This window comes from Rhodococcus sp. T2V (assembly GCF_029269925.1).
Taxonomy (GTDB): domain Bacteria; phylum Actinomycetota; class Actinomycetes; order Mycobacteriales; family Mycobacteriaceae; genus Rhodococcus_F; species Rhodococcus_F koreensis.
The window spans coordinates 1-14,721 of sequence record NZ_JARJBD010000026.1; the positions used below are offsets into that span (position 1 = coordinate 1).

11 protein-coding genes and 1 pseudogene are annotated in these 14,721 nt (G+C 67.4%); 5 read left to right on the forward strand and 7 right to left on the reverse strand.

Annotation, left to right across the window (positions count from 1 at the left end; genetic code table 11):
• The 4 genes and pseudogenes from P3H15_RS21955 to P3H15_RS21970 form a co-directional block, all read left to right on the forward strand.
• Window positions 1–86, forward strand: a pseudogene (locus tag P3H15_RS21955) (methylmalonate-semialdehyde dehydrogenase); the annotation flags it as partial.
• A 66-nt stretch (window positions 87–152) separates the two neighbouring features.
• Window positions 153–1,541, forward strand: coding sequence for an NAD(P)/FAD-dependent oxidoreductase (locus tag P3H15_RS21960; protein ID WP_276139193.1), 1,389 nt, complete (start codon window positions 153–155; stop codon window positions 1,539–1,541).
• Window positions 1,538–2,521, forward strand: coding sequence for an ROK family protein (locus tag P3H15_RS21965; protein WP_124390122.1), 984 nt, complete (start codon window positions 1,538–1,540; stop codon window positions 2,519–2,521). The genes P3H15_RS21960 and P3H15_RS21965 overlap by 4 nt, the downstream gene beginning before the upstream one ends.
• Window positions 2,522–2,607: 86 nt before the next feature.
• Window positions 2,608–2,898, forward strand: coding sequence for a hypothetical protein (locus P3H15_RS21970; RefSeq protein WP_276139194.1), 291 nt, complete (start codon window positions 2,608–2,610; stop codon window positions 2,896–2,898).
• A 10-nt stretch (window positions 2,899–2,908) separates the two neighbouring features.
• Here the strand turns inward: P3H15_RS21970 and P3H15_RS21975 are convergent, their stop codons facing one another.
• Window positions 2,909–5,953, reverse strand: coding sequence for a protein kinase (locus P3H15_RS21975; protein WP_276139195.1), 3,045 nt, complete (start codon window positions 5,951–5,953; stop codon window positions 2,909–2,911).
• A 284-nt stretch (window positions 5,954–6,237) separates the two neighbouring features.
• Entirely contained in the window at window positions 6,238–7,704 is a 1,467-nt protein-coding gene (locus tag P3H15_RS21980; RefSeq protein ID WP_276139196.1) for a sugar porter family MFS transporter, read from the reverse strand.
• 236 nt (window positions 7,705–7,940) lie between these two features.
• Here P3H15_RS21980 and P3H15_RS21985 point away from each other — a divergent pair, with 236 nt between their 5' ends.
• The gene (locus P3H15_RS21985) at window positions 7,941–8,993 is read left to right on the forward strand and encodes a LacI family DNA-binding transcriptional regulator (RefSeq protein WP_276139197.1); all 1,053 of its coding nucleotides are present in this window, start codon (window positions 7,941–7,943) and stop codon (window positions 8,991–8,993) included.
• A 23-nt stretch (window positions 8,994–9,016) separates the two neighbouring features.
• Here the strand turns inward: P3H15_RS21985 and P3H15_RS21990 are convergent, their stop codons facing one another.
• The 5 genes from P3H15_RS21990 to aroQ form a co-directional block, all read right to left on the reverse strand.
• Window positions 9,017–9,883, reverse strand: coding sequence for a sugar phosphate isomerase/epimerase (locus P3H15_RS21990; protein ID WP_276139198.1), 867 nt, complete (start codon window positions 9,881–9,883; stop codon window positions 9,017–9,019).
• A gap of 79 nt (window positions 9,884–9,962) precedes the next feature.
• Entirely contained in the window at window positions 9,963–11,150 is a 1,188-nt protein-coding gene (locus tag P3H15_RS21995; protein ID WP_276139199.1) for a phytanoyl-CoA dioxygenase family protein, read from the reverse strand.
• Window positions 11,151–11,230: 80 nt separating this feature from the next.
• Window positions 11,231–12,007 carry a M23 family metallopeptidase gene (locus P3H15_RS22000; protein WP_276139200.1) on the reverse strand — a complete coding sequence of 259 codons (777 nt, stop codon included), beginning with the start codon at window positions 12,005–12,007 and terminating at the stop codon, window positions 11,231–11,233.
• Between the two features lie 288 nt (window positions 12,008–12,295).
• The gene (locus tag P3H15_RS22005) at window positions 12,296–14,230 is read right to left on the reverse strand and encodes a bifunctional sugar phosphate isomerase/epimerase/4-hydroxyphenylpyruvate dioxygenase family protein (RefSeq protein WP_276139201.1); all 1,935 of its coding nucleotides are present in this window, start codon (window positions 14,228–14,230) and stop codon (window positions 12,296–12,298) included.
• Window positions 14,231–14,237: 7 nt separating this feature from the next.
• A complete protein-coding gene (aroQ, locus tag P3H15_RS22010; protein ID WP_219458877.1) occupies window positions 14,238–14,678 on the reverse strand; it encodes a type II 3-dehydroquinate dehydratase in 441 nt (146 codons plus the stop codon).
• Between the last annotated feature and the right edge of the window lie 43 nt (window positions 14,679–14,721).

Genomic DNA, 14,721 nt, shown 5'->3' on the forward strand with positions numbered 1-14,721 from the left:
TCTTCACCCGCGGCAAGGTCGTCACCACCCGCTGGCTCGACCCCAGCCACGGCGGCCTCAACCTCGGATTCCCCCAGAACGCGTAAGTACTGGTTCTCCGCGCCGGACCGTCCGCGGTCCGGCGCGGCGTCCGTACGATCGAAAGGAACTTCATGAGCGACACCTCTCTCGCCCGCCGTCATCGGGTCGTGGTCATCGGATCGGGATTCGGCGGCCTCTTCGCCACCAAGGCCTTGAAACGGACGGACGTTGATGTCACTCTGATCGATCGAACGACGCATCACCTGTTCCAGCCGTTGCTGTACCAGGTGGCGACGGGAATCCTGTCCGAGGGCGAGATCGCACCCGCGACCCGGCTCGTCCTCGAAGACCAGCAGAACGCGTCCGTCCTCATCGGCGGAGTCGAGAAGATCGACGTCGCCGACCGGACCGTCACGTCCACCCACCGTGGCCGCACGACCGTCACCGAGTACGACAGTCTCGTCGTATCGGCGGGCGCCCGCCAATCCTATTTCGGCAACGACCATTTCGCCGAGCACGCACCCGGAATGAAGACGATCGACGACGCCCTCGAGCTGCGCGGCCGCATTCTGGGCGCCTTCGAGAGCGCTGAGGTGAGCACCGATCCCGCCGAGCGGGCGCGCCTGCTGACGTTCGTCGTGGTCGGCGCCGGACCCACCGGAGTCGAAATGGCCGGCGAGATCGCCCAGCTCGCGCATCGCACTCTCGCCGGCGCGTACCGCACCATCGATCCCCGTGACGCGCGCATCATCCTGCTCGACGCGGCGCCCACGGTTCTCCCGCCGTTCGACGACAAGCTGCGCCGGGCGGCCGCGGACACGTTGGAGAATCTCGGGGTCGAGATCCAGTTGGGCGCGATGGTGACCGACGTGGACGACGACGGACTCACCGTCCGCGACCAGGACGGAGCCGAGCGGCGGATCGAGGCCACCTGCAAGATCTGGTCTGCGGGCGTCGCAGCCAGCCCGCTGGGCAGGCAACTCGCCGAACAGACCGGCGCCGGCACCGACCGCGCGGGCCGGGTCCTCGTCGAACCCGACCTCACCCTGCCCGGCCACAGCAACGTCTTCGTCGTCGGGGACATGATGAACCGGGACGGTCTGCCCGGCGTCGCGCAGGTCGCGATCCAGGGCGGCCGCTACGCCGCGCAGCTGATCGCCGCCGAGGTGCGGGCCCACCGGAAGGGTCGCGACAAGCCCGAACGCGCCCCGTTCCGCTACACGGACAAGGGCAGCATGGCGATGATCTCCCGCTTCAATGCGGTCGCGAAGGTCGGCCGCCTCCAACTGACCGGGCTCCTCGCCTGGCTGCTGTGGCTCCTGATCCACCTGGTCTACATCGTCGGATTCAAGAGCCGGCTGGCGACCGCCATGTCCTGGACATGGTCGTTCCTGGGCCGGACCCGGGGACACCTCGCCGTCACGGAACAACAGGTGGTCGCCCGGACCGCGATCAGCCGGCTCGATGCCTGGGAGGATTCCCGGCCGGTACCCGAGGCGGCGACGGCCTCGGGGAGGTGAGTACCGTCGCCTCCGTGCCTGTCTCCGCTCTCACCGTCGGCATCGACGTCGGTGGTACCAGTATCCGGGCCTGCGTGGTCGACGACACCGGCGAGGTGCTCGACTCCGTCCAGGCGCCCACACCGCAATCGGCCAAGGCCCTCGAGGACGCGCTCGACCGTGCCGTTCGCGAACTCGCGGGCCGCCACCCGGTGTCCGCCGTCGGGCTTGCGGTGGCCGGCTTCATCACCCCCGACCTCACCACCGTGCGGTTCGCGCCGCACCTGCCGTGGAAGAACGTGCCGGTCGCCAACGACCTCAGCGAGCGGCTCGGACTGCCGGTGGTCCTCGAACACGACGCGAACGCGGCGGCGTGGGCGGAGCACCGGTTCGGGGCCGCCGCCGGCGGTCGCAATGTGGTGATGGTCGCGATCGGCACCGGCATCGGTGCAGCCCTGCTCATCGACGGGACGCTGTACCGCGGGAGCCACGGAGTCGCTCCCGAACTCGGCCACCTGCAGGTGGTTCCGGGCGGCAGACCCTGCGCCTGCGGCAAGCGCGGGTGCTGGGAACGGTATTGCAGCGGAACAGCACTCGTGGACACGGCCATCGAGCTTCTCGCCGCCGACCCCACGAGTTCGACGATCCTCGCACGCGAAGTGGCGAGCGATCCGGGATCGCTCACGGGCCGCCGGATCGCGAGCGCCGCGCGGGACGGCGACCCGCTGGCCATCCGCACGATGGAGGAGTTCGCACGGTGGCTGGGCGTCGGACTCGCCATGGTCGGTGACGTCTACGACCCCGACCTCGTCGTCATCGCCGGCGGTGTCAGCGGTTCGGCTCCGCTGTTCCTCGACCACGCGCGGGACGTCTACGCCTCTCTCGCAACCGGTTCCGGACACCGCCCCCTCGCCCGCATCCGCGAAACACAACTCGGCGAATCGGCACAGCGCATCGGCGCCGCCACCCTCGCGAGGCTCTCCGCGCCCGTGCGTGCCTGAGGAGTCCCCGGACTCGTCGGGCGTGCACGGGCACGGAGGCCTGAGGCAGGATCGAAGATGAATTCGATGCCGGGGGGTTGAAGACTATGGGGGACAACAGTTCCAGTGCGGCTTTACTCGATGCGACACCACCGGGAATCGTGGCGATCGAGGGGCTGCGGCTGGGCAAAACGATACTGACGCAAGCTCAGTACCGACAAGTGGTAGCGGTGACCGAGTTCTACGACCTCTGCTGCGACGAGCGCCAGGGGGCGACGTTCTCGATGAACGCCACGGCCGACAAGGTGATCCGGTCCGTGGTGATCTCATCATCGATGACGATGTCGAGTCCCGCCGGCCGAAATTGGTGGCAGCGGCCAGGCGCTGGCAGCCATTGACTACGAGCGATCAGGGTGCGTGTTGTTCGTCGAGCGCGTAGTCGACTGCCTCGAGCAGTGTCAGAGTGGCGCCTTCGGCATGGGCGGCGTCGAAGTCCGCCGCGCCGAGGGCTTGCCGCGTATCGTGCTCGCAGTCATCGTGGTGCGCGAGGAGGTTGGGCAGGTAGGCCGAGGAGCTTCCCACCGCGTGGCTGATGTTCTCGGCCGCCCCCATGAGCACTGCGGCACGGTGCGCATTCTGCTCGGCGTTCGCAATCCACGCGAGCGTCTCGAGGCCGGCGGTGACGCCGAGGCGGTCATCCGCGCTCTGGGCGAGCCGAAGCCCGTGCGTGAGGTGGTCGACGGCCCGGGTGTGTTCGTGCCTCTGCCACCAGGCGACTCCCAGCGCCCACTGAGCATAGCCCTGGAGCACTATTTCGCCGCGCGCACGGGTGATATCGAGAACTTCCTCGAAGGACGGGACGGCGCGGTCGAGATCACCACTCCACGCGTAAGCCAGTCCAAGCATCATGACGGCCTCGACCCGGACGGTGAGATCCTCCGGGGCACTCAACGCCGCGGCTGCAACCTCGAGGTGTTCGCACGCGCGGGCTAGATCGCCGCGGAACACGGCGTACGTCCCATCTGCAAGCGTGACATAGGAGTTCATCGCCTCGTCACCGGCCCGCGCCGCGATCGCGCGAGCCTGCTCGACGAGTTCGGCCGCCACAGTGAGGTCACCTTGCAGTTCCGCCAGAACACTGTCGGCGTAGAGAGCCTTGACTCGCTCGAGCGTCTGGCCGTGATCGTGCGCGAGAAGGCGATCCAACCAGTACCGTCCTTCGCCGAACATCGACCGCGCGTTCCAGAACTCCCACAGAGCATTTGCGATCCGCAACCCGGACTCCGCATCCGTTGTCACGCAAGCTTCGAGTGTGTCCCGTAGGTTGGACTGCTCCCGCTCGAGGCGTGAACTCCAATCGAGTTGTCGATCGCTCATCCAGCCGGCCTCTGCCGCGAGGGACAATCGCCGGTACCAATCGAGGTGTCGCTCTCGCAATTCGTCATAACAGCCCGCCTCCTGTGCTTTCTCCCGGCCGTAGTTCCGGAGCGTTTCGAGCAGCCGGAACCGCACCACGGTCTCGGACTCCTCGCGGATCAGGATCGACTTGTCCAGTAACGAGGTGATCACATCGAGCAGGCCGGGCGTGGTGAGGTCGTAGCCGCAGATACTCTCTGCAGCATCGAGTTCGAAGCTGCCCGCGAACACGGAGAGCCTGGACCACACGGTCTGTTCGAGGAGGGTGCACAGGTCGTAGCTCCAGTCCACGCACAGTCGCAGGGTCTGTTGTCTGGTTGGTGCGGTGCGGGCACCGCCGGTCAGCAGCGTCCAGCGGTCGTCGAGGCGCTCGAGGATCTGCTGCGGTGACATCGCCCGCAGCCGTGCTGCGGCCAGTTCGATCGGCAGCGGCATGCCGTCGAGTCGTCGGCAGATGCCGGCCACCGTTTCACGGTTGCCGTCGGTCAGAGCGAACCCCTGCAGGGTGGTTGTGGCGCGCTCGGTGAACAGTCTGACCGCGTCGAAATGTGCCAGATCTCGAAGCGAACACGCTCTACCGGACTCCGGGACGGTCAGTGGGGGTACCCGAAGCACGGTCTCGCCGGCGACGGCCAGAGCCTCCCGGCTTGTCGCAAGGATCCGCAGTTCGCGGCAGCTACGGAGCAGGAGTTCGACCAGGTTCGCAGCGCCGTCCACGACCTGCTCGCAGTTGTCCAACACGAGAAGCAATTGCTGCGCGTCCACGAAGTCGACGATCACGTCCTGCATGGTGCGGCCTGACTGATTTCGTAACCCCAACGCACCGCCCACCACGTCGGGTATCAGGGATCCGTCGCGGAGCTCACCGAGCTCGACCAGCCACACCCCATCGGGAAAACGTGGGCGTGTGTGTGCCGCCACCCGCAGTGCCAGTCGGGTTTTCCCGGCACCCCCGATCCCGGTCAGCGTCGTCAGCCGTGACGTCGCCAGAAGGTTCATCGTGGTCGCGAGTTCGCGGCCGCGGCCGACGAAACTGGTCAACTCCTCGGGAAGGTTGCCTGGTGGATCCGTCCTGGACGGTGCTGTTTTTGCGCGGGACTCTCGAGTGCGCAAGCGCGGACTGTACTCGTCGTGGTTGTCCGGCTGCAAGGTCAGGTCGTCGACCGCGAACCCGAGGACCGTCTGGGCGTATTGGAGTTGTCGGCCGAGCTCGGGAGCCGAGGGGCGGTCCTGCGGATCGGGAGCCATCGCGTGCTCGATGACAACGCTGACGTCCTCTGGGATGCCGTGCTCACGCAGGTCCGGTGCCGGCTGGGTGGTGATCCGCACGAACTGTGCCACCAACTGTTCACCGCTGTGCCGCTCGAACGGGGCGTGAGCGGTGATAGCACAAAAGAGGGTGGCGCCCAGACTGTAGACGTCAGCCGCTGGAGTGGGTGCCCCGCTGGTGAGGACCTCGGGGGCGGTGAACGCTGGGGATGCGGTAATGACACCGCTGGCTGTTTCGAACCCGCCGGCGATGTGCGCGATACCGAAGTCGGACAGTGCCGGTTCCCCGTAGTCGGTGATCAGAACGTTCGAGGGTTTGACGTCGCGGTGCACGACGCCTGCGCGATGCCCGGCGGCGAGCGCGGCGGACAATCTCACCCCGAGTGCCAGCACTTCGTCGACTGGAAGCGGCCCCCGTCGGCGGATGGCGGCATCCAGCGAATCGTTCGCGAAATAGGGCATCACCAGGTAGAGGCGGCCGTTGTCGGTGACGCCGACTTGCAGAATCGTGACGATGTTCGGGTGCCCGGTCAGCCGACCCATGGCGCGCTGCTCCCGCAGAAAGCGTGCGCGATTGTCCTCGTCGAGGTCCGCTGTCAGTACCTTCACGGCCACAACACGGTCCAGATCGGCTTGTCGGCAGCGGTACACCACGCCGAAACCGCCGCGACCTACCTCGACGGCGTTGTCGAAGCCGGCCGATGCCAAATCCACGGGCACCGAGACCTGGATGCCGCGCTGCGTCTCGAATGGGTCGACGCCGGTCATCGGCTACACCGTTACGGCCGGTCCGGTAGTTGACGACGAATCATCGTGCACCTCATCAAGGAGTCGCCGGAGCATCCACAAACAGGAACGCGGACCCGATCGCGGTGTCCGGAGAGATCCCATTTTGCCACCGCTCGGGCAGCACAAGCGATAGGGGCGAACCACAACGCGATCGAGGACCTCCACCACAGGGGTTCGTGCCGGGTCGGACGTCGAAATCGAGTGCTGCTCAGGAGCGGTACCACCACCTGCACGCGGTGGTACCGGCGCGTGAGAACCGTCGATCAGTGGGTGGCGACTGCGGCGGTGTTTCCCGCGGCGGACGTGGCGGGAGTGCCCGCACCGAGGCGGTCCTCCAGCTCTTCGAGGCTGCGGCCCTTGGTTTCCGGGACGAAGCGGTACACGAAGTACACCGACATCAGGTTCACGAGAACGAACAGGCCGAACGTTCCGGTCGATCCGAGAACCGAGTTGAGGATCGGGAAGACGAACGAGATGAACGCATTGGTCGTCCAGAGCACGAACACCGCGATGCCCATCGCGAACCCGCGGATGGCCATCGGGAAGATCTCCGACAGCAGCAACCACACGCAGGTGCCGATGAAGCACTGGACGAACGCGACGAACACCATCATCGCGGCGAGGATGATGTAGCTGCGGCCGGTCGACGAGGGCAGCAGGAACACCAGCGACAGCGCGGCCTGCGAGGACGCCACACCGATGAAACCGGTGAGTAGCATCTTGCGGCGATTCACGAAGCCCAGCAGAACGATTCCGAGGATCGTCATGACTACCGAAGTGACACCGACCGCGATGGTGGCCACCAGGGACGCGCTGACACCCAACCCGCTCTGCTCGAGGATCGTCGGCGCGTAATAGTTGACCGTGTTGATGCCCGTCGCCTGCTGCACGATGGCCAGACCGCAGCCGATCCAGAGGATCCGGCGCATCCAGGGGTAGTCACGCAGGTAGTGGACGGCGCCGCTGGTCTTCGACTTCCGGTCGCGGGCGGCGTGGAAGCTGATGCTGGCGTACTCGTCGGCGGCCTCGGACTCGCTGCGGCTCATTTCGAGGGTCCTGCGGGTTTCGGCGAGGCGGCCCTTCGACGCGTACCAGCGCGGTGAATCCGGGAGCACGAGCATGCCGAGCAGCAGGAGAACCGCCGGCACCGACGCGATGGCCAGCATGTACCGCCACACCGTCGGATCCTCGATCAGGTGATCGAGCAGGGCGTTGATCGAGAAGGCGAGCATCTGACCGGTGACGATCATCAGTTCGTTGATGGTGACCATCCGGCCGCGTCGCTCCACCGGAGCCATCTCGGCCAGGTACAGCGGGCAGGTGACGGCGGCGGCGCCCACACCGAGACCGAGGACGATCCTGGCCAGCACCATGATCTCCACGTTGGGAGCCATCGCACACCCGAGGGCACCGACGAGGAACAGGCCCGCACAGACGAGCAGCGTGCGCTTGCGGCCGAGGGCATCGGACAACCGGCCGCCCAGCAGCGCGCCGACGGCGGCACCCGGGAACAGCAGTGAACTCACGACGGTGGCTTCGCCGACCGCACTGAGGTTCAACTCGTCCTTCATGTAGAGCAGCGCACCGGAGATCACGCCGGTGTCGTAGCCGAACAGCAGGCCTCCGAGCGTGGAGATGACGGTGAGCTTGGTCAGGAAGCGGTTGTGACTGCGCTCGTTACGCCCAGCGCCGCCGCTTCCGCGTGCACTGGCAGCCTTGGTGGTCAACATCAGGTGTGGCCTTTCTGGGAATGCTCACGCATCACGACACGGAAGATCGGTTCACGTGTGTCGATATCGCCCGGGACGCGCTCGGCTCGATGCAGCCGAGAGGCGTACTTTCCTGAACTGAAGCGCTTCACTAACGCGCTTCAGTTGTCTACTATGAGGTGAATCACAGAAGGTGTCAAGGGCTGGGGTCGCGATCCGTGAGAATGTCCCTGACGACGCAACCGAGGGAGATCGAGATGCCCGACGACCGAGCCACCGCGCACGCGGATGCGGAACGGGCACCGGCCGGCCTGCACCGACGCCCCACGATGGCCGATGTCGCGACGCGGGCCGGGGTGTCACGCACCCTCGTGTCACTGATCTTCAGCAACAAACCGGGCGCGTCCGACGAGACCCGGGACCGCGTCCTGCAGGCCGCGGACGAACTCGGCTACCGCCTCGACCGGGCCGCCCGCATGCTCGCCCGCGGCCGCAGCCGCACCCTCGGGGTGCTCATGGACGTCCACCAGACCTTCCAGGCCGACCTGATCGGAACGATCTACGCGGAGGCCGAAGCCGCCGGATACGAGGTCCTGCTGTCCGCGAGCGCACCCACCCGCGACGAGCACAAGGCGATCGAAGCGCTCCTCAGCCACCGGTGCGAGGGCCTGATCCTGCTCGGCCCCCTCTCCACGGCGGACTATCTGCGCACGCTCGCGGACCGGGCCGTGGTCACCGTGGTCGGCCGCGCACTCCCCCACACCGCCGTCGACACCGTGCGGACCGCCGACGCCAAAGGCATCCGGCAGTCCGTGGACCACCTGGTCGAACTCGGACATCACGAGATCGCGCACGTCGACGGCGGCGCGGACCCGGGCTCACCCGAGCGGCGTCGCGCATATCTCGCGGCGATGCGCAGGCACGACCTCTCCGACCACATTCGCGTCATTCCCGGTCAGCACACCGAGGAGGCAGGCGTCGCCGCCGCGAACATCCTGCTGGCCGAGGACCGCCTGCCCACCGCCGTGCTCGCCGGCAACGACCGCTGCGCCATCGGCCTCATGGACGTGTTCACCCGCGCCCACGTCGACGTGCCTGGCGACATCTCTATCATCGGGTACGACGACAGCCACCTGTCGCAGTTGTCGCGGATCGACCTCACCACCGTGCGGCAGGACACGGAGGGCCTGGCACGGCACGCCGTGCAGTTCGCCGTCGGCCGACTCGAGGACGGGGACCTCCACCCGCAGGATTTCGTGATCGACCCCCACCTGATGGTGCGCGGCACGACCGGGCCTGCCCGGTCGTAGCCGCGCCCCGTCGGCACAAGGTCCTACTTCGCGATGCTTTTCAGGAATTCGACGCTTCGGACGACGTCGCGCACGGGACCTTCGCCCTCGGGTTCCGCCGCGAGAATGGTGTCCTGTTCGAGGACGTACAAACCGTCGTAGCCCTGATCCTGTAGCCGCTCGACCACCCCGGCGATGTCCACGTCGCCGGTACCGAGCGGCGTGTACATGCCCTGGGCGACGGCCTCGGTGTAGGTGAGTTCACCCGCCCGGACCCGGCCGAGGAGTGTCGCATCGACATCCTTCAGGTGTGCGTGGGCGATCCGCTCGGGGGCCGTGGAGACCAGGTCGAGCGGGTCGGTGCCGCCGATCAGGAGATGTCCGGTGTCCAGGCACAGCGGGATCGACGAGCCGTCGAGGATGCGGTCCACCTCGACGCGGTTCTCGATCATCGTCCCCACGTGCGGGTGGATCACCGCCCGCAGGCCCCGGTCGGCAGCAGCGGACGACAGCCGGTCGAGATTGCGCAGCAGCGTCTTCCATCCGGAGTCGTCGAGTTCGGGGCGCGAATCGTAACCGACCGCCCCCGTCACCGCCGCCAGGACGATGACCTCCGACCGCGACGCGACGAGCGAATCGAGCGCCCCGCCGATCGCAGCGACCGTGTCGTGATCCGGGTCGTGCAGGAGCACCGGCACGAATCCCCCGACCGCCGTCAGGTCGTACCGGGCGAGGGTGTCCGTCAGCTCGCATGGATCCGAGGGGAGGAATCCGTCCGGACCGAGTTCGGTGGCCGCGAGGCCCGCGTCGCGCATCTCGGTGAGCACCCGATCGGGTTCGAGCTGGTGACCCCAGCCCTCCACCTCACACACTCCCCACGAAATGGGCGCGCCTGCAAGTCGAATCGTCATCGTCGTGTCTCGTCCAATCGCACCGGACGGTGCTGTCGTCGTGAATCCGCGTGTCCGTCGATCACGCCTCGGAGCCCGTTCACGGTTGCCGCCGCGCGGTCTGCGCGGCCAGACGCTCCGCGAGCACCGCCGGATCGACGCTGTCCCGCAACGCTTCCCACACCGTGTCCACCTGGGTGGCCGGCGCGAGACTGTGTACCGGCTGATCGTGGTCGAGGTTGGTGGGGAACGGGTAGCACTCGGCGGTGGCGACGACGGCATTGCGGAGAGTCCGCTCGCTCGCCCCCGCACTCCGCCGGGCCAGCAACGTCGGATACACGGCGTTCGCCATGGCCTCACGGTCCAGCACTTCCATCGCCCGGCCGAACGGCGACGAGATCTGCAGCAGATTGGCCATCCGCCGGATCGACTCCGAACGGTTGTGGCCCGCACCGTGGTAGAGCGCCGGGTTGAAGAACACCGCATCGCCCTTGCGGAGCGGCAACTGGACGTGACGGTCGCGGAAGAACTCGACGAACTCCGGCCGCGCGAACGCCACATAGCCCGCCTCGAACAGCTGCGAGTACGGCAGATACAGGGTGGGTCCGCTCTCGACGGGCATGTCGCAGTGCGCCACCGCGCCCTGCAGCGTCAGCGCCGCCGACATCCGGTGCAGATGCGCCGGATACTCGGTCAGCTCGTGCGAAGGCACGATGCCGAGGTGGTAGTCCCGATGCGGAATCTGCGCGGCGCCACCGGGATTGACCACATTGACCTGGGACGTCACCTGGTACAGCGGCCCCAGCCAGCTCTGGCAGATCAGCGCGAGGATGTCGTTGGCGTAATAGTCGGCGAACACGTCCGGTGCGCCGAGAGCCAGCTTCTGCGCGGCGTTCCAAATGCGGTCGTTGGCGCCCGCCTTGCCGAAGTGGTCACCCACCACATCACCCGACGCATGCTGCTGCGCAATGAGGAGGTCGAACTGTTCGGTGGCACGATCCACCACGGCGGGGTCGCCGAAGGCGTTCTGGAATACCACGATTCCGGGACCGTCGGTGAGCGCGCGCACGAGTTCGGTCTGCACGGCACGGCGGGACTGCGCCTCGCCGAGGTGCGGACTCAGCGATTCGCTGCGGTACACCAGAACGTTCTGCTCCACGGAGTGGGCGAACGGATAGTCGGTCAGATTCGTCGAGCGGTCCACGGAGGCGCGAAACGCGTCGAGGTCGCAGTCCGAGTCGTGGATCCACTCACGCCGGCCGGTCGGCGGAGGAGAAATGAGGGTCATGGAGACAGTCTTGCGGTGATGGAACCGGCAAACAACACCAAAAACCCATCATTTTCACCTCAGCAGGCAGCGAGGTGCCGCTAGCTACCCTGTCCTCCGGGTACGGGGACGCCGCGCGAATTGAGCCAGCCCGCGGGATCGATCTTGGTTCCGTTCGCCGTCCACACCTCGTAGTGCAGGTGCGGACCGGTCGACTGCCCCCGGTTGCCCATGGTGGCGATCTGGTCGCCGGCCCGGACCTGCTGCCCGACCGAGACCAGCGAGGTGTCGATGTGGCCGTACACGCCGACGGTGCCGTCGTCCTGCTGCAGGCGGATCCACAGCCCGAAGCCCGACGCCGGACCGCTCTCGATCACGGTGCCGTTGGTGACGGCCTTGATCGGGGTGCCGATGGAGTTCGCGATGTCGATGCCGTTGTGGTTGGTACCCCAGCGCTGACCGAAGCCGGACGTGAACGTGCCGTCGGCCGGGAACAGGACCGCGGGTCGGCGAGCCGCTTCCTCGGCGGCAGCCTGACGTGCGGCCTGTTCGGCCGCCTCCCGGGCCAGGCGCTCGGTCTCGGCCTTCTGGGCCACCAGCTTCTCGACCTCACGCTGGGCGGCGCGCTGGATCTGCTCGGTGTGGTCGGTGAGTTCCGGGCGTTCGACCTGCAGGAACTGCGGCGGCGGAGTGAGCGACACACCCGCCTCGGTGGATGCGTGCGCCACCTCCCCGGTGGCGGCGGAGGCGATGGCGCCGGACACGAGCAGCGCGGTAGCCGCCAGCGAGGTCGCCACCACGTGCCGGCGGGCGGACTTCGCAGAATGGGTGCGCCGGGCGTGCCGGGCCTGCGGGACGGTGTTCGCGCGTAGAGCCAAGACCACATTCCTCCGTCGAGTTCGTGACTGATAACGAAACGGTCACGGTTTCGACACAGGTTAGTACGTATCGGCCAAAAACCCACGTGCCGCATCGACGCCTGTGTTTGCGGTCGCCGTCTCCGGTGGGATTTTTCGACCTCATCAGTCACATACACCCCGAGAGCGTGCATCGACGACAGTGGTCACGCTCCAGACGTGTCGGACGTCACTGTCACCGCGCTCGACGGAAAGACGACGGCGCCCGTGGTCGTGACCACGGGCGCCGTTATCGGTCGGGTCGGCCGCTCAGCCGGCCGCCCGCAATTGGGCAGCCAGGCGCATCGCGGAGTTCGCGTCCCCGTACCCCTCGTAACCGCCGACGCGTTGCACGACCTCGAAGAACAGGTCGGCGCCCACCGTCTGGGTGAACAGGTGGAAGAACTCGCCGTGGGCGTCGGCGTCGTACATGATGCCGGAACCGCTCATGCGGTCGAGGAGTTCGCGGGCGAGTCCGAAGCGGGCCTCGAGGTCGTCGTAGTAGTTCGGCGAGATGACGAGCGGCTCGAAGCCGTTCGACTGCATGGTCGCCGCGGCGGTGAAGATGTCCGTGCACGCGAACGCGACGTGGCTGATCCCACCGCGCCGGGCCGCGGCGATGTGGGAGCTCCCCGACACCGCACCCGGAACCATGTTCAGCGAGATGCGCAGCGGACGGTCGACGCCGTCGACGCCCGTCTGATCCATCGTCAGCGCCTGACTGCGCATCATCCCGACCGCGTCCGTGACGTCGAGGCCCTCGTGCGGCGCCATCGCGAACACCGAGCGGAGCAGCAGCATGATGCCGTCCCAGTTGTCCGACGGGACGGCGAGCGCCACGTGATCGACCCCGGTGAACACCGGCACCTCGTCCTGCCAGCGCGACTCCGTCGGGTACAGGTCGAACGCCGACTGCCACGACGCGGCGCTGCCCGGACCGCGCAGATCCAGCGACGTCGCATCGGTGATCTTCAGACGCACCACATCCGATTCGGGGGCCGTGTCCACACCGGGCAACAGGACCTCGTGCACCGGGACCTCGAGCGCCGCGGCGCGCTCCCCCCACGCGTCGGGATCACTCGACCGGATGCCGATCTGGGTGAGCACCGGAAGGTGCGCAGGCAGTCCCGGCGCCGTCCACACGGTGCCCGCGGTGGCGTCGACCACGATGGTCATCCGGCCGTGCCGCCACAACTGGAGGTCGTGACTGCGGTGCCGGCCGACCAGGCGGAATCCGATGTGCTGCAACGCCTGCCGGAGGTCGGAATCCTTACCGGGACCGGCGGCGAGCCGGAGCGACACGATGCCTTCGAGCGGTGCGCGCGGCGGCGGCTCGAACAGCGCCAGACCCCGACCGGTGTCCTCACCGTGCTCGGCCTGCACCCGGGCGACCTCCTCCTGGAGGTACAGCAGCGAGCGGTGCGCGTCGGCGGCCGTGCGACCCGTCGACGACTGCCGGAACGTGTCGTTGAAGATCTCCAGCGACCACGGCCCGGTGTATCCGGCCGCCTGGACGTGGGCACCGAACGTGGCGAGATCGAAGTTGCCCTGCCCCGGGAAGTTCCGGTGGTGCCGGCTCCACTGCAGGATGTCCATCGACATCCGGGGCGCATCGGCGAGCTGCAGGAAGAAGATCTTCTCCCCCGGGATGTCACGGATGCCGGACGGGTCGTCGCCGCGGGAGAGGATGTGGAAGCTGTCGAGGCAGGTACCGAGGGCGGGATGGTCGACGTCCTGCACGATCTTCCACGCGTGCCGGTACGTGTTGACGTGCGTGCCCCAGGCCAGCGCCTCGTAGGCGATGCGGAGCCCCCGGCTGTGTGCGTGCTCGGCGAGGGTGTGGAGTTGCTCGGTCAGGCGGGCGTCGTCGCGCACCGCCTCGGGCAGTGGCGACGAGCAGACCAGCAGGGTGTCGCAGCCGAGCTGCTCCATGATGTCGAACTTGCGCTCGGCCCGGATCAGGTTGCGCGCGAACGTCGCGTCGTCGGCCGAATCCAGATCGCGGAACGGCTGATACAGATCGAGGGTGAGCCCGAGATCCGCTGCGCGGGATGCCAATTCACGCGGCGACCACGGCGAGCTCACGAAATCGGGTTCGAACACCTCGAATCCGTCGAACCCGGCTGCCGCGATCGCGGTGACCTTCTCCTCCAGCGATCCACTCAGGGACACCGTGGCAACGCTCGTACGAACCTGTCGTCCCATGGCGCCGTCAGCCCTTGTTGCAGATGAAGTCGACGGCCAGCGAATAGCCGAGGATGCCGAGTCCGGCGATCACTCCCGTGGCGACCCCGGACACGTACGAGTGGTGCCGGAACTCCTCGCGGGCGTGCACGTTGCTGATGTGCACCTCGACGAGGGGCACCTCGAGCGTCACCAGGGCGTCGCGCAGCGCCACCGAAGTGTGCGTGAAACCACCGGGGTTGATCACGACGCCCGACGCCGTGGTGCGGGCCTCGTGCACCCAGTCGATCAGGTGGCCCTCGTGGTTGGACTGTCGCGCGACGATCTCACGTCCCGCCTTCGCGGCGGCGGCGCGGCACAACTCCACGACGTCGTCGAGCGTCTCCCGCCCGTACACCTCGGGCTGCCGTTGCCCCAGCAGGTTCAGGTTGGGGCCGTTGAGAACAAAGATCGGTCCGGGAGCGGTCATCGCGCGCATTACCTCCATTTGTACGAACTAGTGAGTTAGTTCG